The 20425-nt window shown below is 72.6% G+C and carries 16 protein-coding genes; 10 read left to right on the top strand and 6 right to left on the bottom strand.

All coding sequences use genetic code 11. The features are described from left to right. Positions 1-150 precede the first annotated feature (150 nt). The 5 genes from WME98_RS52075 to WME98_RS52095 all read left to right on the top strand — a co-directional run bounded on the left by WME98_RS52075 (position 151) and on the right by WME98_RS52095 (position 7460). The gene (locus WME98_RS52075) at positions 151-579 is read left to right on the top strand and encodes a hypothetical protein (RefSeq protein WP_437949022.1); all 429 of its coding nucleotides are present in this window, start codon (positions 151-153) and stop codon (positions 577-579) included. A 33-nt stretch (positions 580-612) separates the two neighbouring features. After that, entirely contained in the window at positions 613-1632 is a 1020-nt protein-coding gene (locus WME98_RS52080; protein ID WP_437949023.1) for a hypothetical protein, read from the top strand. A 76-nt stretch (positions 1633-1708) separates the two neighbouring features. Beyond that, entirely contained in the window at positions 1709-5263 is a 3555-nt protein-coding gene (locus tag WME98_RS52085) for an nSTAND1 domain-containing NTPase (RefSeq protein ID WP_437949024.1), read from the top strand. After that, positions 5260-6027, top strand: coding sequence for a hypothetical protein (locus WME98_RS52090; RefSeq protein ID WP_437949025.1), 768 nt, complete (start codon positions 5260-5262; stop codon positions 6025-6027). The genes WME98_RS52085 and WME98_RS52090 overlap by 4 nt, the downstream gene beginning before the upstream one ends. An 11-nt stretch (positions 6028-6038) precedes the next feature. Continuing rightward, positions 6039-7460: a PEGA domain-containing protein gene (locus WME98_RS52095; RefSeq protein WP_437949026.1), complete on the top strand. Its 1422-nt coding sequence runs from the start codon at positions 6039-6041 to the stop codon at positions 7458-7460. Positions 7461-7565: 105 nt separating this feature from the next. Here the strand turns inward: WME98_RS52095 and WME98_RS52100 are convergent, their stop codons facing one another. From WME98_RS52100 to WME98_RS52120, 5 genes are all read right to left on the bottom strand, one after another. Further along, a complete protein-coding gene (locus WME98_RS52100) occupies positions 7566-8765 on the bottom strand; it encodes a calcium-binding EGF-like domain-containing protein (RefSeq protein WP_129576974.1) in 1200 nt (399 codons plus the stop codon). Between the two features lie 518 nt (positions 8766-9283). After that, positions 9284-10357: an AraC family transcriptional regulator gene (locus WME98_RS52105; protein ID WP_437949027.1), complete on the bottom strand. Its 1074-nt coding sequence runs from the start codon at positions 10355-10357 to the stop codon at positions 9284-9286. Between the two features lie 412 nt (positions 10358-10769). Next, positions 10770-11084, bottom strand: coding sequence for a hypothetical protein (locus WME98_RS52110; RefSeq protein ID WP_129576976.1), 315 nt, complete (start codon positions 11082-11084; stop codon positions 10770-10772). A gap of 180 nt (positions 11085-11264) precedes the next feature. After that, positions 11265-12560 (bottom strand): Kelch repeat-containing protein, encoded by a 1296-nt coding sequence (locus tag WME98_RS52115; protein WP_437949028.1) that lies wholly within the window; start codon positions 12558-12560, stop codon positions 11265-11267. 344 nt (positions 12561-12904) lie between these two features. After that, positions 12905-13903, bottom strand: a complete 999-nt coding sequence (locus tag WME98_RS52120) for a hypothetical protein (RefSeq protein WP_437949029.1) — start codon at positions 13901-13903, stop codon at positions 12905-12907. Positions 13904-14103: 200 nt separating this feature from the next. Here WME98_RS52120 and WME98_RS52125 point away from each other — a divergent pair, with 200 nt between their 5' ends. The 5 genes from WME98_RS52125 (at position 14104) to WME98_RS52145 (ending at position 19186) form a co-directional block, all read left to right on the top strand. After that, complete coding sequence (locus tag WME98_RS52125; protein WP_437949030.1) at positions 14104-15204, top strand: ABC transporter permease; 1101 nt, start codon at positions 14104-14106, stop codon at positions 15202-15204. After that, positions 15204-16133 (top strand): ABC transporter permease, encoded by a 930-nt coding sequence (locus WME98_RS52130; RefSeq protein WP_437949031.1) that lies wholly within the window; start codon positions 15204-15206, stop codon positions 16131-16133. Before WME98_RS52125 ends, WME98_RS52130 begins: the two co-directional genes overlap by 1 nt. A gap of 82 nt (positions 16134-16215) precedes the next feature. Beyond that, positions 16216-16914, top strand: a complete 699-nt coding sequence (gene biuH, locus WME98_RS52135) for a biuret amidohydrolase (RefSeq protein WP_437331286.1) — start codon at positions 16216-16218, stop codon at positions 16912-16914. Then, entirely contained in the window at positions 16914-18515 is a 1602-nt protein-coding gene (locus tag WME98_RS52140) for an ABC transporter ATP-binding protein (RefSeq protein ID WP_437954140.1), read from the top strand. Before biuH ends, WME98_RS52140 begins: the two co-directional genes overlap by 1 nt. After that, on the top strand, positions 18512-19186 hold the full coding sequence (locus WME98_RS52145; protein ID WP_437949032.1) for a cysteine hydrolase family protein: 675 nt from the start codon (positions 18512-18514) through the stop codon (positions 19184-19186). The genes WME98_RS52140 and WME98_RS52145 overlap by 4 nt, the downstream gene beginning before the upstream one ends. Before the next feature lie 21 nt (positions 19187-19207). Here the strand turns inward: WME98_RS52145 and WME98_RS52150 are convergent, their stop codons facing one another. Next, positions 19208-20401, bottom strand: coding sequence for a BMP family ABC transporter substrate-binding protein (locus tag WME98_RS52150; protein WP_437949033.1), 1194 nt, complete (start codon positions 20399-20401; stop codon positions 19208-19210). Positions 20402-20425 lie beyond the last annotated feature (24 nt).

The following is a 20425-nucleotide window of genomic DNA, read 5'->3' on the forward strand; positions in this document are numbered from 1 at the left end:
ACCGATGCCGCGGCGGGACGGCGCTGCTCCGAAGCTCACGACGTCCGGCGCGGCCTCTCGTGAACGCGTTGCTCCTTAATTTCTCTTAAGCTGACAAAATGCGTCGTCGTCCGTTTCATGGCAGGTATGCCCGTGTCAGCGGAAGAACACATGAATCGGGATGAGCCCATCGCGTTCGGCGGGTCGTCGTGGGTGACGGTCGGCGTCTCTCTTCGTACGCGGCTCGGCCCCGGCGAGCCACCGAGGCGCGCGGTACAGGCCTTGCTGCGGTCGGTGGGCAAGGCCCTGTCCGTCCATTTCGAGGGCCGCGCGGCCGCGCGCCTCGACGCCGAGAGCGCCACGGCCTCGGTGACCCTGCGGATCCCCGAGCCGGAGGGCAGCATCAAGGTGTGCGAGCTCTCGGTCACCCTGCTCGCCGACGAGCTCACCGAGGATGAAGAGCTCGTGGTCGTCCCACGGATCCGCGCCGAGGTTTACCGCCGGAAGGACGATGTCGACTGGCTCGCCAGCGACGCGTCGGCGGACGTCGACCAGCTCGCCGCCGAGATCGAGGACGTCCTCTCGGCCGTCTCGCCCTGACCGCGGCCACGGCGCCCTCGAAGGAGATCCACCGTGAAGATTGACGATGACAGAAGCCGCTCACCGATCCGCCTCGCGATCGCGGCGCTGGCCGCGCTCCCGGTCGCGGCCTGCGCCAGCACCGCGACGGTCACGCTCGACAAGGCGATCAAGGACCTCGCGCCGGACTACCGCGCGCGGACGCCGGCGAGCGGCGCCGCGAGCCTCGGACGGCGGCTGCTCGGGGACCAGCCCGAGACCAACGCCTGCTTCGACGGCGACCAGGGCACCGCGGCGCCGAGCTGGTCGAAGGTGACGCTCCACTACGGGGACGTTCTCGACGGGAAGCTCTCCGGCGACCTCGGCGCTGCCGTCAAGGTCGCCCCCTCGGCCGGCGTGTCGTCGAAGCGGAGCGCGAGCATCACGCTGACGGACCTCGTGGAGAGCAGGCTCTCGGCGGTGTACCTCGACGCGAGCGGCGCGTGCACAAGCCTGTTCGCCGACACCGGGACGAGCTACGTCAGGGTGCTGACGCGCGCGATCAAGGCAGGGACGCTCGAGGTGGCGGCCGAGGAGGCGGTCGCGGCGACCCTGGCGATCGACGCCTCCTCGCTCGGAGGGACCTCCGTGAGCGCGTCGAGCGCGTCGGGCCGGAGGCTCCAGGGGACCTCTCTCTTCTTCGCGGACTACCCCGAGTGCTTCAGCGTGGTTTACCAGAAGAGAGACTGCGCCGGCGCGGCCGTGGGTCCGGGCAACGTCTGCGATCTCGACGCGTGCTCGTTCAACATCGCGGCGCTCGACACCGCCGGCGCGGCCTGGAAGGGGAAGCTCTCGTGCGAGGGCGGCGCGTCGATCGATCTCGGCGGCACCCTCGGCGCGTGGGGGAAGGCGCAGAGGACGGCGCCCGGCGTCACCTACAACGTCCGCGTGCTCAAGGGAGCCTTCCTGGGGACGGTGAACATCGACCTCCGTCGCTGGGTGACCCGCTCGGAGTCGCCCGACAAGTGCGCGCCCCCCGGGAGCGCGCCACCCCCGGGTCGGTCGCGAGCCCCGGAGCGGCCTCTGGCTCCTTAAGAAGCAATAAGGTGTTTGCGCCGAGTCCGTCTGTTACTCGCTCTTCCTCGCTCTTACTCGCTCTCGCTGCCCCGCAATGCAGAACCCCTTTCCAGGTCCGCAACCTTACCGCGCTTCCGACCGTGATCGCTTTTACGGGCGAGGCGACCTGGCCTACCGGCTCGAGGCATCGATCCTCGCCAACCGCTGCGTCACCGTGTTCGGGCCGTCCGGCGCGGGCAAGTCCTCCCTGGTGCAGGCGGCGGTCCTCCCGTCGCTCATCGAGCGCCAGGATGTCCGCGTGGCGCGGGTCGACGCCTGGCCCGAGGATCAGGACCCGACGCGCTGGCTCGCGGACGCGGTGTACGGCGCCCTCGGCCTCGGCGAGCGGCCGGCCGGCGCCTCGCCCGCGGACGCGCTGCTCACGGCGGCGCAGCGCGCGGCGCGCGGGTCGCCGCGGCTCGCCGTCGTCTACCTCGATCAGATCGAGCAGCTGCTCTACGCGACGCGCGGCGCGGCCGAGGCCGAGGCGCTCTTCGACTGCGTGGACCGCCTCGCCGGCCTGCCCACCCGCAACCTGCGCCTCGTGCTGTCGCTCCGCGAGGACTACCTCGGCCGCTTCCGCGATCGGCTGCGCGAGCACCGCCGGCTCCTCGATCACGGCTTCCGCGTCGGCCCGCTCACGGTCGCCGAGCTCTGCGAGGCCGTCTGCCAGGCGGCCGCCGCCGGCGAGCCGCCGCAGGCGTGGGCGCCGGCGGACCTGCGCCCGCTCCTGCTCCAGGTGCGCGTGCCCGGCCAGGCCGCGGGCGACGAGGCCGAGGCGCAGGCCGCGTACGCGCAGATCGTGTGCCGCGCGCTCTTCGAGCAGCGCGCGAAGGGAGCGCCGGTCGACGCGGTCGAGGCCGAGGCCATCCTGCGCCGGTACCTGGAGGCGACGCTCGCCGGCCTCGGCGCGCTGCGCGGCGGCGCCGAGCGGCTGCTCGAGGATCACCTGGTGACGGCGGACGGCAGCCGCACGCTGCGCACCGAGAAGGAGCTGCTCCGGGTCCTCCCCGCGGACGAGCTCGGGCCGGCGCTGAGGGCGCTGGAGGGGGCGGCCATCCTCCACGCGGCGGAGCACCAGGGGAGCCGGTACTTCGAGATCGGCCACGACTGGCTGGCGCGCGAGGTCTTCGATCAGCGGCGGCAGCGCCAGCACCTGGAGGCGCGGCGGCGCGAGCGGGCCGAGGCGGAGGCGAGGCTCGCCGAGGAGCGCGCGCGGCGGCGCCGCTCCGCCGCCGTCGCCGCGGCGGCGCTCGTGGTCGCGGCCGGCGCGGCGGCGCTCGGCGCGGTGGCGTACACCCAGAAGCTCCGCGCCGATCGCCTGCGCGTCGAGGAGGCCCGGGCTCGACGCGAGGCCGACCGGCAGCGGGACGCCGCGGAGGAGCGGCGCTCCGAGGCGCACGACGCCAGGATCCTCGCGGGCTTCCGCGAGCTCGCGGTGCGCGCGCAGCTCCCGCTGGCGATGAAGCTCCTGCCCGAGGCGGAGCTGCCGAGCGCGCGCCGCGGCTGGATCGAGCTGGCGAGCGACGCCCTCAACACGAACGCGCTCCGCGCGACCCTCCGCGGGCACGCGGGCGCCCTCGCCGCGGCCGTGTGGAGCCCCGACGGCGCGCGCGTGCTCACGGCGTCGGCCGACGGCACCGCGCGCGTGTGGCGCGCCGACGGCACCGGCCAGCCCGTGGTGCTGGAGGGCGGCGGCGGGGCCATCCTCGCGGCCGCGTGGAGCCCCGACGGCGAGCGCGCGCTCGCGGGCTCGGAGGACGGCACCGCGCGCGTGTGGCGCGCCGACGGCGCCGGTCAGCCGGTGGTGCTGAGGGGCCACCGCGGCGCCGTCACCGCGGTGGCCGCGAGCCCGGACGGCGCGCGCGTGCTCACGGCCTCGGCCGACGGCACCGCGCGCGTGTGGCGCATGGACGGCGAGGGCGATCCGGTCGTCCTCACGGGCCACCGCGGCCGCATCAACGCGGCCGTGTGGAGCCCCGACGGCGCGCGCGTCGTCACCGCCTCCGACGACCGGACGGCGCGCGTCTGGCTGATCGCGAAGGGCAGGAGCCGCGTCCTCCGCGGGCACACCGGCGAGGTGATCGCCGTGGCCGTGAGCCCCGACGGCGCGCGTGTCGTCACCGGCTCGCGCGACCGGACGGCGCGCGTCTTCACGCTGGCCGGCGCCGGCGCGCCCGTGGTGCTCGCCGGGCACGAGGACAGCGTCCTGCACGCGGCCGTGAGCCCCGACGGCCTGCGCGTGGCCACCGCCTCGGCCGATCGGACCGTGCGCGTCTGGAGCGCCGCCGGCGACGCCGAGCCGGTCGTGCTCTCCGGCCACGCGCTCGCCGTGACCTTCGTCTCATGGCGCCCCGACGGCGAGTACGTCGCCAGCGCCTCCGCGGACCGGACGGCGCGCCTCTGGCCGGCGGACGGCAGCGGCCCGCCGCTCGTCCTGGTCGGGCACCGCGCGCCGCTCCGCTCCGCGGCGTGGAGCCCCGACGGCGCGCGCGTCGTCACCGCGGCGTCCGATCCGTGGGAGCGCTCGTCCGACCGCACCGCGAGGGTGTGGAGCGCCGAGCCGCTCCGGGCGATGCCGCACCGGCGTCGCGACCTCGGCTTCTTCCACGCGGCGTCCATCGTGGAGGGCGGCGAGCGCGTCGTCGCCGCGCACGAGGACCGGACGGCGCGCGTCTTCCGGGTCGACGGCGAGGGCGAGCCTGTCGTGCTCAGGGGTCACGAGGGGTGGGTGGCGAGCGCGGCGCCGAGCGCCGACGGCGCGCGCGTCGTCACGGCCTCGTTCGATCGCGCGGCGCGCGTATGGAGCGCCGACGGCAAGGGCGAGCCCGTCGTGCTGAGGGGCCACGAGGCCGAGGTGCGCGCCGCCGTGTTGAGCCCTGACGGCGAGCGCGTCGTCACGGCGTCCGACGACGGGACGGCGCGCGTGTGGCGCGCCGACGGCGAGGGCGAGCCCGTCGTGCTGCGCGGGCACGAGGACTGGCTCACCTCGGCCGCGTGGAGCCCTGACGGCGCCCGCGTGCTCACCACGTCGCTCGACCACACGGCGCGGGTGTGGAGCGCCGACGGCGAGGGCGAGCCCGTCGTGCTGCGCGGGCACGGCGGCGGCGTCCACGCCGGCGCGTGGAGCCCTGACGGCGAGCGCGTCGTGACGGCGTCCGACGACGGGACGGCGCGGGTGTGGAGCGCGCGCGGCGAGGGCGAGCCCGTCGTGCTGCGCGGGCACGACGGCGCGGTCCTCCGCGCCCTCTTCAGCCCCGACGGCGAGCGCGTCGTCACCTCGTCGGCCGACGCCACCGTCCGCCTCTGGAGCGCTGCCGGCGAGGGCGCTCCCATCGTGCTCGGAGCGTCGGCGCCGGTCATCGCGCTGGCCTTCCTCGACGGAGGGCAACGGCTGATGACCGTCGCCATGGACAACGGCATTCACACCTGGAGCATCGACGTGGACACCCTGCAGAAACGCCTGCTGACCGCGCATACCGATTGCCTGCCGCCGTACATGCGCGTCACCTACCTCGGTGAGACCGCGTCCGCCGCCCGGGATCGGCACGCGGCGTGCGAGCGCTCGTACCAGCGCGCGCCGCTCCTCGCGGAGGGCCGGGGGCGATGATGGCGCGCGACACGGCCGCGGCGGCGGCGCTGGTGCTCGTGTCGGCCCTGGGCGCGTGCGGGCAGCCCGGCGTCGAGGAGGGCGGAGCCGAGCCGGCGACGTCCGCCGGCGAGATCGTCGTCGAGACCCGCGCCCCCGCGGCGGCGCGGCCGGCGGTGCACAGGCTCGGCGCCGGCGAGCGCCGGGTGAAGCTGCTCGTCCTGCCCGCCGACGCCGTGGTCGAGGTCGACGGCGTCCCGGTGCGGCGGCGGGACGGCGTCATCGAGCTCTCGGGCAAGGTCGGGCAGACGCACCGGGTGCGCGTCTCCAGGGGGGCACGGCACGGCGAGACCACCGTGACCCTCACGGACGCCGGCGCCTCGCCGCCCTCGCTCGATCTCGCCGCGCTGGCGCGAGCGGCGCGCCGCTCCGGGCGCGGCCTCCTCCCGGCCGCGCCCGCCGAGCCGCCGGCCGCCGAAGCCGTCGACGCCGCCGCGCCGGAGCTCGCCGAGACGCCGGAGCTCGCCGAGACGCCGGAGCCGGCGCTCGAATCCATGTTGCCCGGCGTCGCCGCCGAGCACGACGTGCTGGCGGGTCACCTGGCGATGGAATCGCCGCCCGGATCCGCGCTGGGCGCTGCGCTCGGCGCCGCGCGGCCGAGCGAGGGTCCGGCGTGCGTCTGCCCCCCGGCGGCGCAGGTCCCCCCCAGGTGCCCGACCGGCGCGGCCGCGGAGGCGCACGGGAAGCCGCGCAGCGGCGTGCTGGCCGGAGACGCCTTCGAATGAGGGCGCGCGCGATGCCCAGCACGGCGCGCCGACGCTCCGCGCATGGCGGCCTCCTCCTCGCGGCGGCGCTCCTGGCGCCGCTGCCCTTCGGCTCGCTCGCCGCCGCGCAGCCGGGCGGGCCCGGCGAGGTTCGGCGTCGCGAGGATGCGCGCGCGCACTTCCAGCGCGGCATCGCGCTGCGCGATCAGGAGCGCTGGGCCGAGGCGCTCGCCGAGTTCCAGACATCGCGCGCGTTGCTCATGACGCTGAACGGGACGACCAACGCCGCCGCGTGTCTCATCCAGCTCGAGCGCTACCTGGAGGCCATCGAGCTGTACGAGAGCGCGCTGCGCGACTTCTCCGAGCGGCTCAAGGGCGAGGACAGGCGCGATATCCTGCTGGTGGTAAAGCTCCTTTACAATGCCGTCGGAGCCATCGGGATCGCGGGCGCCGAGCCCGGCGCGACGGTCCTGCTCGACGGCGTGCCGCGCGGCGAGCTGCCGCTCGGCGCCCCTCTGCGCGTGACTCGCGGCCCCCACACCGTCCGCGTGGTCAAGGCGGGGTACCAGCCGTTCGAGCAGCGCCTCGACGTGGACGGCGGGGAGACGGTCCAGGTGACGGCGCGGCTGATCCGGCTCCAGGAGACGGGCGCGCACGAGACCGCCGAGCCGCCGAGGGAGGGGCCGGACGCACGCCGGATCCGGCTGGCGCGAGACGCCGGGGCCATCGACGACCGCGAGGCGCGCGGCCCGCGCCGAACGCCCCGCTGGCTCGCCGAGGTGAGCGCCGCGGCGCCGCTCGTGGCGTCGTTCGGCGGAGGCACGCCGGCGGTGTGCCCGGGGTCCTGCAGCGAACCCCTCGGGTCTGGCGCCAGCTTGCTCGTCCACGGAGGGTACGGCATCGATCATCTCTCGTTCGGCGCCTCCGCGGGCTATCTGAGCGTGCAGCAAGCCGTCCGTGGGCGCATCGCGACGCTCGAGGCCGCCGGCGGGGCGTCGTACGCGGTGCGCGTCGACGACACGACGGCGCTCCGCGGCGCGCTCTTCGGCGCCTGGGTCGGGTACTCGTCGGGCGAGCGCCTCCTGCTCCACGCGCGGCTGGGCGCCGGCGGGCTGTTCGGCGCGGTCGCGGGGTCGCGCGCGAGCGCGCGGGCGTCGACGAGCGGCGCGCCGTCGTTCGGCCCGATCGAGCGGAGCGCGGCGGCGCGCTTCGTGTACGTCGCGCCCGAGGTGCGCGCCGGCGTCCGGCTGGCCAGGCGGGTCGAGCTCACCCTGGGGCTCGCGGTGCCCCTGCTCATCGCCGTGCCGAGGCCGGCGTCGAGCCAGCGGGTGTTCGTCGACACCGCCGCTGGGGTCGATCACGCCGCCTCGGCCTGGTTTCCGGCCGAGCCCCTCACGGCCCCGCTCTTCCCGCTCTTCATGCCTGCCCTGAGCGCCAGGTACGACTTCTACTGAGGCCGACCAGCCTCCGGCGCACTGCCGCGCGCGGGTGGAGATCCCACGATGACGTTGGAGCCTCGCGGCGCTTTCCGAGGTGATGTTGACGCAGCGTCGCCCAGCTCAGGGGCAGCTGCCGGCGAAGCTCAGGAAGCTCTGCACGCAGAGGTCCGCCTGAGCTTGGCTGGTGAGCGGCATGGTGGTGAGGGTGTTGGCCACCGACACGTATCCGCACTGGTCGGGCTCCGGACCGAACTGGCCGTTGACAGCGAACTCGACGAAGGGGCCCTCGTGGCCATTGGCGTCACTCTTCAGATAGTAGTAGATGCTGCCGGGGCCCATGAAACCCGAGTAGTTGATGCACCGGACGGGGGGAGCAGGGGGACCCCACCCGGGCATGCCATCACACGGGCACGCTGGCCCCGTGGGCCCCGTGGGCTGGCAGGTGCCGCTCTGGCAGGTGAAGCCCGACCCGCACGAGCCGCAGTCGAGCGTCCCGTCGCAGCCATCGGCGATCGAGCCGCAGGTCGCTCCCTGAGCGTCGCAGGTGGTGGGGACGCAGACGGCCGTCTCGCAAGTCGTCCCCGTCCAGCCGGGCGCGCACGTACAGGTGTACCCGTTGACCTGATCGTTGCACGCGCCGTGGACGCAGGGGCCCGACGCGCAGTCGTCGATGTTGGTCTCGCAGTTCGTCCCGGAGAAGCCGGGCGCGCACGTGCAGGTGTACCCGTCGACCTCATCGTTGCACGTGCCGTGGACACAGGGGCTCGGCGCGCATTCGTCGATGTTGGTCTCGCAGTTCGTCCCCGTCCAGCCGGGCGCGCACGTGCAGGTGTAACCGCTCTCGGTCGCGGCGCAGGCGCCGCCGTTCTGGCAGGGGGCCGAGGCGCAGGGGTCGGTGCAGGTACCGTTCTGGCACAGCAGGCCATCGCAGCACGGGAGGGTGGCGTCGCACGGCGCGTTCACGGGGAGGCAGCCCTGGCCGTTGCAGGTCGGGTCGTAGAGCGGCGAGCTCGGGTCGGTGCTGGTGATGTAGTCACCGTCGTGGGCGCTGTGCGCGTTGATGCACGCCTTGTCGCTGATACGAAGGATCGTGTACGGCTTCGTCGCGGAGCCGGTGTGGTGGCAGATCTGGACCGTGCCGCCGGGATCGAAATAGGTGCACTGCTCGGGGGTGAGCGCGTCATGTCCCCCGCCCACGGCGTCCCCGTTTTCGTCGCCGTCGGCCGCGGAGGGGCCGGCGCTGGTACAGCCTGCGAGCAGCAGGGTGGAGAGAGCCGGGATCGTCAGAGCGTGGAGAAGTGAACCTGCAAGATACCGCATGGGTCATCCTTTCAAGGTTGTGCTTGCGCTGGCTGGAGAAGGGTCGGCCGGCATATTCAAGTTAGATGCCAGTGTCGAATCGGCGCTTGCCGAGGTGATGTTGACGCAGGCCCCTGCATGGCATTCGGTGAGTGCGCTCCGCCGGTTCCCGTCGCCCAGGTCCAGTCGCGCGCCGCCGCCTGCTGCTGCCTGAATGCCTCACCTGCGGACACCACGACGCACCGCCGTGACCGACCGCGGCGACCCTGCCGAGTCCGATGACAGAGCGATCTTCCACCATAGGTTCAGGCGAGGATGCAACAGCGACGAGCTCGTCCGCGCGTTTGTCTTGCCGTTCGTGGACAGTTCGCTGCCGTTTCTGGACAGGCGACATCGTTCGCGCACGCGATCGGTAGCGATCTGTGCGATACGTCGAGGTCGAGCCCGGCTGCCGGTATGCCATGGTGTGCTGCGGGCAGTTGGCCCGGGGTGGCGTTGTCGCCGGAGTTGTTGCTCGTGGGTGCCAGCGCTCGTGACGTTCAGGGCCGGCGTCGCGGCCGGAGGCGCGGCAGGCCCGCGGCCGCGCGCCCCGCGGACAGCGTCTCGGAGGGGCTCTCGCCGAACCGGCGCTTGTAGTCGACGCTGAACCGCCCCGGGTTACCGAGCCCGAGCGCGGCCACGACGCCCGCGACCGACGTGCCGGCCGAGGGCTCGGCCAGCTGGCGGCGCGCGAGCTCGAACCGGCGCCACCGCAGGAAATCCATCGGTGGCACTCCCCGGCTCGCCACGAAGGCTGCTCGCAGGGACCGCTCCGGCGCGCCCGCAGCGGCGACGATGTCGGCCAGCGTGATGGGCTCCGCAGCGCGCGCGGCCATGTATTCTTCAGCCTTGCGGACGCACGCCGGGGCCACGCGCGGCGGCGGTGCATCGAGGACCTCCGATAGGCTGTGCCGGGTGTGGACCAGGAGGCTCGTGAAGAGGGCACCACGCAGCCCGGCGAGCAGCATCGGTGAGGCCCATGACTGCTCGATCTGGCGGCGGAAGAGCTGCGCGACCTCGTGTACCGTGCGGCCCGGTCCGTCCTCGATGTCGAGCGCCGTACCGAACCGGATCGGGCCGCGCAGCGCAGCGCCCGTGAGCGTGGTGAAGTGGGCGTCGAGCGCTCCGCGGTCGATCACGAGGGTCCGCCCGTGAAACTCCCCGCTGACATCGAGCGAGCAGGATCGCCCTGGTGAAAACAGCGCGCCCCGCCGGCCCGGCACGACGCGGAAGGGCTCGCCCGCGTGGTCGCCGGCGCTCTCGCCCTCGGCCGAGAGAGACAGGATGTATTGCTCCCCGACTGCCGGCACGAAGGCCCGCCCTCCGCCGGGCCAGTCGCCCGTCACGACACGGATTGTGCCGAAGGAGGCGACCTCCATCGCACAGCCGAACGATGTGCCGCGCCTGGGCTCGAGGGTCGCGTCCACGTAAACGCGGCGGAAGGCCTCCCGAGCCTCGCCGACGTCGCTCGTGCACACAAGCTGAGCCCGCGCGATCCCCGGCGCCTGCGCGGCGCGGGAGGGCCCTTCACCCCTATGGCTTGTCTGGACAAAGCGAGGCGCACGACCCGGCATTGGAGGAGAAGGGAGCACAAATGTCAGGGAATGTGAAATTTTGGGAGCCAGCCAGACAGCGCTCCGCGGCGCGCTCTTCGGCGCCTGGGTCGGGTACTGGTGCCGAAGAAGACGACCTCACCGTCGTGGGTGGCTGTGCCGAGATCCCGAATTTTCCGGTCGCTGAGCATCATGCGCGCCTCGCCGGACGTTTTTTTGGGCAGACCTCCGCCCTCCGGCCGCCGGAGGAGCGGTCGTCACGGCAGGTGCAGGCTGGGAGCGGCGATCCACCCCGGGTGGGGAGAGCGCGGTCCGCACATCACGTCGGGAGCCGCGGCCGTGGAGGGGTGTGAGGGCGTGGCGTGGTCTTCAACGGAGGGAGGAGGATCGTCGCCACCGACGACCCGAGGAGAGCCGCCGGGCAGGATGCGCCCTACGACTGAACGACGTAGGCGACGAACGAGAAGTTCGCGTCTTCCAGCGCACCGCTAGCCTTGTCGACCGAGCAGACATACACCGCTGGCGGGCTGTGCTCGTGGTTGTACGTCGAGAACTGGTTGTCGGCGGACTGTCTGCCGGCATCGTCGACCGGCGTGACGACGACGATCGGAGCCTGCGACGACGTGGCATTGAAGGTGATCTTGTACCTCCCCGTCGAAACCCTCGTGGAAGACCAGCCCCCGGAGCCGGGGTTCAGCATCCCGCCGTCAGACTGCCTCACCGAACCAAACACTACGGACGTTGCCATTTCTCTTCTCCTATCTTGTTGTCAGCGACGCGCGCGCCCGTGGAGGCCAGGACCAGCAAGGCCCTGTGACCTCCTACGCGATTCATGTCGCTGCCCCACGACTGGTAACGCCGAGCTCGTCCGATGTCGCCTTAATCGTTCCTAAGAACGCCTCCTGGCCGTGGCCGACTTCCTGCTCGTTCAGCCGTCGCCGGCGAGGGGGATCGTCAATCTCCACATGTCGTTGAGCAGCACCGGCGCGAACTCCGCGGTCGCTCCCCCGAAGATGTAGAGCTCGTAGGCGGTGGCGGTCCTGCGAGAGAAGGAGAACTGGCCGAACCTCGGCGCCGGCGCCGGCCCCGCCATCGCGGTGTCCACGCGCGTCCAATCCCCGGTGTCGAGATCGAAGTACCAGACGTCGGACAGGGTGGTACCGTCGAACTGGCTGCCCCCGAAGAGCCAGATTCGATGGCCGCGCTCGTCGGCGATCAGCTTCGCGTTGTCGCGGTGGCCCGGTCCGCTGTCCTCGTCGAAGGAGATCTGCTCCCAGGTCTCCGTGTCGACGTCGAGCATCCAGAGATCGCCGAGGTAGTTCTCCGGCGTGAACAGGCCGGTCCCGTTCACGGCGTCGTTCGTGTATCCGCCATAGACCAAGAGGGCGTTCCAGCCCTCGGAGTACACGAGCGGATGATGGGCTCGAGCGCGCGGGACAGGCGAGCCGGTCGCGACCTGCTTCCAGCCGTTCTTGTAGCGGACCAGGTCGTGCTGGAGACCGTCCGGGCGGTTGATGAAGGCCGACAACGTCGACGACGAGCCTGAGAATGCGTACGCGACGGTCTTGCGTTTCCCCTTCCCTCGCACGGCGACCGCCTCCGTGGAGCGATTCGCGAGCCGGACTTCGGCCGGCTTCTGCGCGATCTGCGTCCACCCGTGCGCCCGATCGAACCGGAACGTGTCCTGGTGCGTGAGATCGAGCCCGCGCCGGAAAGGACCTCTCCCGCCGGAGACGAACAGGGCGTCGTCCTCGGCGACGCTCCACATCATCGCCTCGGCCCGGGCGGAGGGCCCGCCCGTGTACTGGCCGAGATCGTGCCAGGTCCGCGTGTCGACGTCGAAGACGCTGAAATCGGCGACGGGCTCGTCGTCCGGGTAGGTCCCGTTCAACCCGCCGAAGATGTAGAAGCGGCCGTCCTGATACGCGCTCGAACCGTCCCAGAGGGCGTCGGGGATGGCTCCGTTCTGCGCGATCGCGGTCCAGTAGGGTAAGCTCGACGGGGCTTCGCTCGGGCGGTCCCCGCAGCTCGTGGGGTGAACGCGGCCTCCCCCTCGATGCACGGCGAGGCGCTGCGCGTCGGTCAGCGCGGCCTCGTCCCCGCCGGGGCGCTCGTGGATCTCCGCCGGCGCCTGCGAGCAGCCGCCCGCGAGGAGCGCGAGGCTGATCGGGACGAGGATACGGAGGAGGGAGGCGATCGGGATGAGCGTACCTTTACGGGTCATGGGTGTTCTCCGGCTCCAGTGAGGGCGCCCGCGGCAGGCTCGGACCGCGCGGGGACGCGACGGGGACGCGACGGGGACGCGACGGGGACGCTACGACGGGGCACACGCCGGCGATAGACGCACGTTCGTCGGATTGCGGAGCGAGGGCGAATCATGGTAAAATGCTTCGTTTTGTGCGCGTGTCGTCGAGCGTCCTCGCGGAGGGCCGGCCCCGTTCACGACATCGTTCGTGGTTCCGGCCCCATGAGGAATAGGGCGTTCCAGCCCTACGAATGACGCGATGCGCTCCTGCTTTGGCGTGCCGGTACAGGAGGTCGGCATTCCTCACGCGACGGCGGACGGCCTCACGGCCAGGTGGCCAGCACCGCGTCGACCCACCGGTCCGGATCTCGAAACCCGGCGTGCTGCTCGATATGGACGAAGCGCCTGGTGGAGGGCGGCGCCGCGAGAGCACCGAAGCTCCCCCCCGCCGGCGCGATGTTGAGGAGCCGCCCCTGGACGTTGCTCGTCGCGTCGAGCGAGCACAGGCCGCTGCCGGCGACGCTGATCCGCCATGTCGGCTCGCGGGCGAGCAGGTGAGCCCTGAGCTCCAGGATCTTGTCCCCCGCCGCGGGGGGCGTATCCACGCCGTGAGAGAGGTGCACATCCACCCTCTCGCACGTGTCCTCCGCCATGCCGTGCCACTGAATGGCCCACCACGGCTTCTCCCCGTAATACGCCATGATCTCCATGTGCGTCGCGTGGAACATGGTCGCCGTGTTGTGGGCGGCGTCCCAGCTCGCCGACGATCCGAGGAGTCCGCCCTCGCCCGGGCTCGCATCGCGGTGCGCGCCGGCCAGGAGAAATGTGCGAGATCGGGTCTCCTTGAAGATGGTGACGGCCTGCGTCTCCGTCCCCGTGTCGGAGATCGGGTGCGCCACCTGATGGCTGAGCTCCCGCTCCGCGCTCGCGTCGACGATGAAGGCGCCGAAGCCCCGATCGAAGATCCCGTCCCCGTCCCAGTCGGCGGTCTCCATGAGCACGCAATAGCTGCGGCCGGTCTCGGCGTCGTGGAATCGCCGGTTCTGCGCCAGAGGCGACAGGCTGTAAGGGAGCGCGAAGCCGCAATCGCCGCGCAGCATGGCGAAGGCGACGCTCCGCCAGGCGCTCATCTCCATGAAGCTCGGGGCGACGAACCTGCGTGAGCCCCTGCCGGGCAGATGATCGCGGATGCACGAGACGAGCGCCTCCAGGGTCGCGCTCGACGCACAGGTCAGGTCGACGGCGCCCGCCGCGCGCGTCGGGACCATCGCCAGAGAGACGCTGGTGCCCAGGACAAGCAGAAACGATCCGCCGCACCGCATGCCAAAGACACCTCCTGTCGGGGTCACCAGGCCGAGGTGCGCGGCGTGCAAGGCCGGGACCCGAAGGGGAGCGGGCGCGCTGTGCGGATCGTTCGCGGTCGCCGCGGCCACCACATCGCACCAGCCCTCGCGACCACCGTCGCCGACCCGCAAGATCCCCGAAAAAGAGAGGAAATATTGGACCCCTTATCCTCGGCGGCGTGAAGCTCCTCCCGCAAGGGCTGCTCGGGCGCGAGACAGCCGAGGCGATCGTCATCCCCGTCGGGGCCCTCGCGGCCTCGCTCCTCGCGTTCGGCGCCTTCGTGGCCGCCCAGGGGGCGAACCCGCTGAGCGTCTATTACGAGATGTACCGCGGCGCCTTCGGCACGTGGTTCTCGTTCCAGAACACCCTCCTGCGCGCCGCCCCGCTCATGCTGACGGCGCTCTGCACGGCGCTGCCGGCGCGCCTCGGCCTCATCGTCATCGGCGGCGAGGGCGCGGTCGTCGTGGGCGGGCTCTCGGCCGCGTCGGCCGCGCTGGCCTCGCGGGCGCTCGGCGCGCCGCCCGCCGCGGCGCTCGCCGCCATGGCCCTGTCGGGGCTCGCCGCCGGCGCGCTCTGGATCGGCCTCGCCGGCGCGCTGCGCGTCTACCGCGGCGTCAGCGAGACGATCAGCAGCCTGCTCCTCAACTACATCGGGATCGCGCTCCTGAACCACCTCGTCGAGGGCGCCCTGCGCGACCCGGCGAGCCTGAACAAGCCGTCGACGGCCCCGATCGGCGCCGACTACGCGCTCGGCAACCTGCCCGGCGTCGAGGTCCACGGGGGCCTCGCCTGCGGCGTCCTCGCCTGCGCGCTCTGCTACGCGCTCATGCACCGGACGACCTTCGGCTTCGCCGCGGCGATGAGCGGCGGCAACGTCCGCGCGGCGCTCCTCGCCGGCCTGCCGGTCAGGCGCCTCGTCGTGATCACCTGCATGCTCGCCGGCGCGTGCGCGGGGCTCGCCGGGATGGTCGAGGTCGCGGCCGTCCACGGCCGGGCGAACGCGTCGCTCGTCAGCGGCTACGGCTACACCGGCGTCCTCGTCGCCTTCATCGCGCGCCACGACCCGCTCGCGATCATGCCGGTCGCCCTCCTGCTCGGCGGCATCGGCGCGAGCGGCGGCCTGCTCCAGCGCACGGCGCAGCTCCCCGACGCCGCGGTGAGCGTGCTCCAGGGGATCCTGTTCATCGCGATCCTCGCGAGCGAGGCGCTCCACGGGCGCGCCCGCGTCGCCCGCGAGCCCGAGCTCCGGCAGGCGGCGCCCGCGCCGTCGGTGGCGTGATGAGCGACGCCGCCGCGCTGGGCCTCTGGGGCATCCCCCTCGCGGTCGCCGCCGGGGCCATCCGCATCAGCACGCCGTTCCTCTTCGTGAGCCTCGGCGAGTGCCTCACCGAGAAGAGCGGCCGCTTGAACCTCGGCCTGGAGGGCACGCTCGTCATGGGCGCGATGGGCGGCTACGGCGTCTCGCACCTCACCGGCTCCGCCTGGCTCGGCGTCCTCGCCGCCGGCCTCCTCGGCGCGGCGCTCGGCGCGCTCCACGCGTGGCTGTGCGCGAAGCCGCGGGTCAACGACATCGCGGTCGGCATCGCGCTCATGCTCTTCGGCGTCGGCCTCGCCTTCTTCCTCGGCAAGCCGCTCATCAAGCCGACGGCGCCCCGCCTGCCCGCGATCTCGCTCGGCTTCTTCAGCGATCTGCCGCAGGTGCGCGCCGCGCTCCAGGTGAACGCGCTCTTCCTCGTCGGCGCCGCGCTCGCCCCGCTCCTCCTCTGGATGCTGCGCCGCACCCGCCTCGGCCTCGTGCTCCGCACCGTCGGCGAGAGCGCCGACGCCGCCCGCGCGATGGGCGTCGACGTGAACCTCGTCCGGCGGCGCGCGACGATGGCCGGCGGCTTCCTCGCCGGCGTCGGCGGCTCGTACCTCTCGCTCTTCTACCCCGGCAGCTGGAACGAGGGCCTGTCGAGCGGACAGGGGCTCATGGCGGTGGCCCTCGTCATCTTCGCGCGCTGGAACCCGGTCCGCTGCCTCGCCGCCTCGCTCCTCTTCGGCGGCGCGAGCGCGCTCGGCCCGGCGCTCCAGTCGGTGGGCATCACCTGGGGCTACCACCTCTTCAACGCCGCGCCCTACATCGTCACGCTGGCCATCATGGTCGCCGCGAGCTCCGCGACCCGCACCCTGCGCGACCAGCCCGCCGAGCTCACGCTCGCCCGATGAGCCCCGAGGATCCCGAACGACCCGAACGACCCGAACGACGACGACTTCGAGCGAACCGCAGAAGGACAGGAGGACCCGACGCATGACCTACGTGGCCGCTGACCCCTACGCCTGGCCGTACGACGGGGCGCTCCGCCCCGAGACGACGGCCCTGATCGTCATCGACATGCAGACCGACTTCTGCGGCGAGGGCGGGTACATCGACCTGCTCGGCTACGACATCGCGCTCACGCGGGCCTGCGTCGCGCCGATCCAGCGCGTGCTCGCGGCGGCGCGCCGCCGCGGCTACCACGTCCTGCACACGCGCGAGGGGCACCGGCCGGACCTCTCGGATCTCCCGGCGAACAAGCGGTGGCGCTCGCGCCGGACCGACGGCGGGCGCGGCACGGGCGTCGGCATCGGCGATCCGGGGCCGCGCGGGCGGGTGCTCGTCCGCGGCGAGCCCGGCTGGGAGATCATCCCGGAGCTCGCGCCGCTGCCCGGCGAGCCGATCATCGACAAGCCCGGCAAGGGCTCGTTCTGCGCGACCGACCTCGATCTCATCCTCCGCCAGCGCCGTATCGACAACCTGATCCTCACGGGGATCACGACGGACGTCTGCGTGCACACGACCATGCGCGAGGCGAACGATCGCGGCTACGAGTGCCTGCTGCTCTCCGACTGCTGCGCGGCCACCGATCCCGGCAACCACGCCGCGGCCCTCAAGATGATCACGATGCAGAACGGGGTGTTCGGCGCGGTCTCGACCTCCGCCGCGCTCCTGGAGGCAATCGCGTCGTGATGGACCCGCGCGCCCTCTCGAGCCCGGCGGCGCGGCCGCTCCGCGCCGCCGCGACGCCCCGCGAGCCCGGCCCGCCCGCGCCCCCGCCGGCGCTCTCCGCCGCGCGCATCACCAAGCGGTTCGGGCCGCTGCTCGCGCTCGACGACGTGTCGCTGCGCGTCGCGCCCGGGAGCTTCCACGCGCTCCTCGGCGAGAACGGCGCCGGCAAGAGCACGCTGGTCAAGTGCATCATGGGCGACCACCAGGCCGACGCGGGCGAGGTGCGGGTCGAGGGCGCCGCCCTGTCGATCCGGAGCCCGCGCGACGCGCGGTCGCTGGGGATCGGCATGGTCTACCAGCACTTCACGCTGGTGATGAACATGACGGTCGCCGAGAACCTCGTGCTCGCGCGCCCGTCGCTCCCGCTCGTGATCGACTGGCGCAAGGAGCGCGAGGCGATCCGCGCGTTCATGGCGCGCATGCCCTTCCGGCTCGACCCCGACGCGGCCGTGCGCGAGCTGTCCGCGGGCGAGAAGCAGAAGCTCGAGATCCTGAAGCAGCTCTACCTCGGGAGCCGGATCATCCTCCTCGACGAGCCGACGTCGGTGCTCACGCCCGCGGAGGCCGACGAGGTGCTCGGGACGCTCCGCGGCATGGCCGAGGACCAGCGGATCAGCGTGCTCATGATCTCGCACAAGTTCCGCGAGGTGATGGCGTTCGCCGACGAGGTCACGGTGCTGCGGCGCGGCCGGGTGGCGGGCCGGGGGAAGATCGAGGACCTCACGCCCGCGGCCATGGCCGAGATGATGGTCGGCGCGCAGCCGCCGCAGGTCTCGGCGACGCGTGGCGGCGCGCCCGCCGGCGATGCGGTCCTGCGCATCGAGGGGCTCGCCGCGGCCGACGATCGCGGGCGGCCGGCGCTCGACGGCGTGACGCTCACGGTCCGCCGCGGCGAGATCGTCGGGATCGCCGGCGTCTCGGGCAACGGGCAGGAGGAGCTCGTCGAGGTGCTCGCCGGGCAGCGCTCCGCGCGGGCGGGGAGCGTGCTGGTCCACGGCGAGCCGTACGGCGCGGGGCGCGACGAGACCCGGCGGCACCGGGTGCGGTGCCTGCCCGAGGAGCCGCTGCGCAACGCGTGCGTGCCGGCGATGTCGGTCGCGGAGAACATCGGGTTCCGCGTCTTCGACACGCCGCCGTTCACCGCGCTCCGCTTCGGCGTGAGCCGCGCGGCGCTGCGGCGGTCGGCCGAGCGCCTCGCCCGGGAGTACGCCATCAAGGCGCCCTCGGTCGACGCGCCGATCGGCAGCCTCTCGGGCGGGAACGTGCAGCGCGCGGTGCTCGCGCGCGAGCTCGGCACGGGCTCGGACGAGGGGATCGAGCTGCTGATCGCCGCGAACCCGTGCTTCGGGCTCGATTTCGCGGCCGTGGCCGAGATCCGCGCCCGCATCCTCGGGGCGCGCGACCGCGGGACGGCGGTGCTCCTCGTGAGCGCGGACCTCGACGAGATCTTCGCGATGGCCGACCGGATCCTCGTGATGAGCGAGGGCCGCATCGTCCACGAGGCGACGGTCGCCGCGGCGGACGTCGCGGAGATCGGCCGCGCGATGGCGGGGCACGGATGACCGCGCGCGCCCCCGAGATCGCGGCGCGTCCGCACCCGTTCCGCCTCGCCGAGCCGGACGCCGTGGCGCTGCTCGTCATCGACATGCAGCGCGATTTCCTGGAGCCGGGCGGCTTCGGCGCGGCGCTCGGCAACGACGTCCGCAGGCTCCAGCGCATCGTGCCGACGGTCCGGTCGCTGCTCGACGCGTTCCGCGAGCGCGACCTGGCCATCCTCCACACCAAGGAGGGGCACCGGCCGGATCTCTCGGACTGCCCGCCCGCCAAGCGGAGCCGCGGCGCGCCGGGCATGCGGATCGGCGATGTCGGGCCGATGGGGCGCATCCTCGTGCTGGGCGAGCCGGGCAACGACTTCGTCCCGGAGCTCGCGCCGGCGCCCGGGGAGCTCGTCATCCCCAAGCCGGGCAAAGGCGCCTTTTACCGGACGGGGCTCGACGCCCGGCTCGCGGCGCTCGGCGTCTCGCAGCTGCTCATCGCCGGCGTGACCACCGAGGTGTGCGTCCAGACCACGATGCGCGAGGCGAACGATCGCGGCTACGAGTGCCTGTTGATCGAGGACGCCACCGAGAGCTATTTCCCCGAGTTCAAGGCGGCCACCCTGGAGATGGTCCGCGCCCAGGGCGCCATCGTCGGCTGGACCGCGCCGGCCTCCGCGGTCCTCAAGGCGCTCTGAGCGCCGGAGGGCCACATCGCTCTAGTGTCGCACGGAGCCGATCGCGCCCTCCACGAGGTAGCTCATGCTCTCCAGCACGATGTCGGTCTGCTTCTGCTCGGCGGACGCGTCGATGACCACCTTGCCCTCGTTGTCCTTGATCGGCCCCTTGAAGATGACGAGCGTCCCCTCCGTGAGCCCCGTCTTCGCCTCCTCGGCCTTCTTCTTCGCCTCCTCGGAGACGGCGGGGCCATACGGCGAGAGCTTGACGAACCCCTCCTTGAAGCCGCCGCGCAGGAGGTGCTGATACGGCTTCCCTTCGCGGATCCACGCCATGTAGTCGGTGTACACCTTGGCCCAGTTCCACTCGGCCCCGGTCAGGTACCCCTTGGGGGCGAGCGTCGCCTGATTCGTGTGATAGCCGGTGCTGAAGGCGCCGCGGCGCTCGGCGAGCTCGATGATCACCTTGGGCGAGTCCACGTGGGCGGTCAGGACGTCGACGCCCTGGTCGATGAGGCTGTTCGCCGCCTCCGCCTCCTTGACGGGCATCGACCAGTCGCCCGTGAAGATCACGGCCGTCGTCGCGCTCGGGTTCACGCTCCGGACGCCCAGCGTGAAGGCATTGATGTTGCGGAGCACCTGCGGGATCGGCTTGGCCGCGATGAAGCCGAGCTTGCCGCTCTTCGTCGTCATCCCGGCGACGACGCCGGACACGTACTCTGCCTCGTCGATGTACCCGAAATAGCTGCCGACGTTGCTCGGGTGCTTCGACGCGTCGTAGAGGCCGCCGCAATGGAGAAAGACCTTGTCCGGGTACTTCTCCGCCACCTTGAGGATGTGCGGATCGAAGTAGCCGAAGGACGTCGGGAAGATCACCGCCGCGCCGTCGAGGTTGATCATGCTCTCGATCGTCTTTTGCACGGCGACCGTCTCGGCGACGTTCTCCTCCTCGCGGGTCTTCACGCCGGCCAGCTTGGCGACCGCGGCGGCGCCCTCCGCGTGCGCCTGGTTGTAGCCGTAATCATCCCGGGCGCCGACGTAGATGAAGCCCACCGTGAGCGGCTGATCGCCAGGCGCCTCCTTGCTGCAGCCGACCGCCGGCAGCAGCGACAGCGAGACGAGCAGCGGGCCAAGGAGGGCGAGGGAGCTCCGGCGGCGTGGCGCGTCGGCCCCACCGGCGAGGCGCGGATTTCTCAGGGTGCTCTTCACACCCTGGATCTGTACGCTCGTCTTCATTTCTGAAAGTTTTCCCGCCCGCGA

It is taken from the genome of Sorangium sp. So ce296, assembly GCF_051529605.1.
GTDB classification, from domain to species: domain Bacteria; phylum Myxococcota_A; class Polyangia; order Polyangiales; family Polyangiaceae; genus Sorangium; species Sorangium cellulosum_D.

Coding starts and splice junctions, on each gene's coding strand:
- WME98_RS52075 (WP_437949022.1), top strand. CDS start 151: ATGAATCGGGATGAGCCCATCGCGTTCGGCGGGTCGTCGTGGGTGACG.
- WME98_RS52085 (WP_437949024.1), top strand. CDS start 1,709: ATGCAGAACCCCTTTCCAGGTCCGCAACCTTACCGCGCTTCCGACCGT.
- WME98_RS52090 (WP_437949025.1), top strand. CDS start 5,260: ATGATGGCGCGCGACACGGCCGCGGCGGCGGCGCTGGTGCTCGTGTCG.
- WME98_RS52095 (WP_437949026.1), top strand. CDS start 6,039: ATGCCCAGCACGGCGCGCCGACGCTCCGCGCATGGCGGCCTCCTCCTC.
- WME98_RS52100 (WP_129576974.1), bottom strand. CDS start 8,765: ATGCGGTATCTTGCAGGTTCACTTCTCCACGCTCTGACGATCCCGGCT.
- WME98_RS52105 (WP_437949027.1), bottom strand. CDS start 10,357: ATGCCGGGTCGTGCGCCTCGCTTTGTCCAGACAAGCCATAGGGGTGAA.
- WME98_RS52110 (WP_129576976.1), bottom strand. CDS start 11,084: ATGGCAACGTCCGTAGTGTTTGGTTCGGTGAGGCAGTCTGACGGCGGG.
- WME98_RS52115 (WP_437949028.1), bottom strand. CDS start 12,560: ATGACCCGTAAAGGTACGCTCATCCCGATCGCCTCCCTCCTCCGTATC.
- WME98_RS52120 (WP_437949029.1), bottom strand. CDS start 13,903: ATGCGGTGCGGCGGATCGTTTCTGCTTGTCCTGGGCACCAGCGTCTCT.
- WME98_RS52130 (WP_437949031.1), top strand. CDS start 15,204: ATGAGCGACGCCGCCGCGCTGGGCCTCTGGGGCATCCCCCTCGCGGTC.
- biuH (WP_437331286.1), top strand. CDS start 16,216: ATGACCTACGTGGCCGCTGACCCCTACGCCTGGCCGTACGACGGGGCG.
- WME98_RS52140 (WP_437954140.1), top strand. CDS start 16,914: ATGGACCCGCGCGCCCTCTCGAGCCCGGCGGCGCGGCCGCTCCGCGCC.
- WME98_RS52145 (WP_437949032.1), top strand. CDS start 18,512: ATGACCGCGCGCGCCCCCGAGATCGCGGCGCGTCCGCACCCGTTCCGC.
- WME98_RS52150 (WP_437949033.1), bottom strand. CDS start 20,401: ATGAAGACGAGCGTACAGATCCAGGGTGTGAAGAGCACCCTGAGAAAT.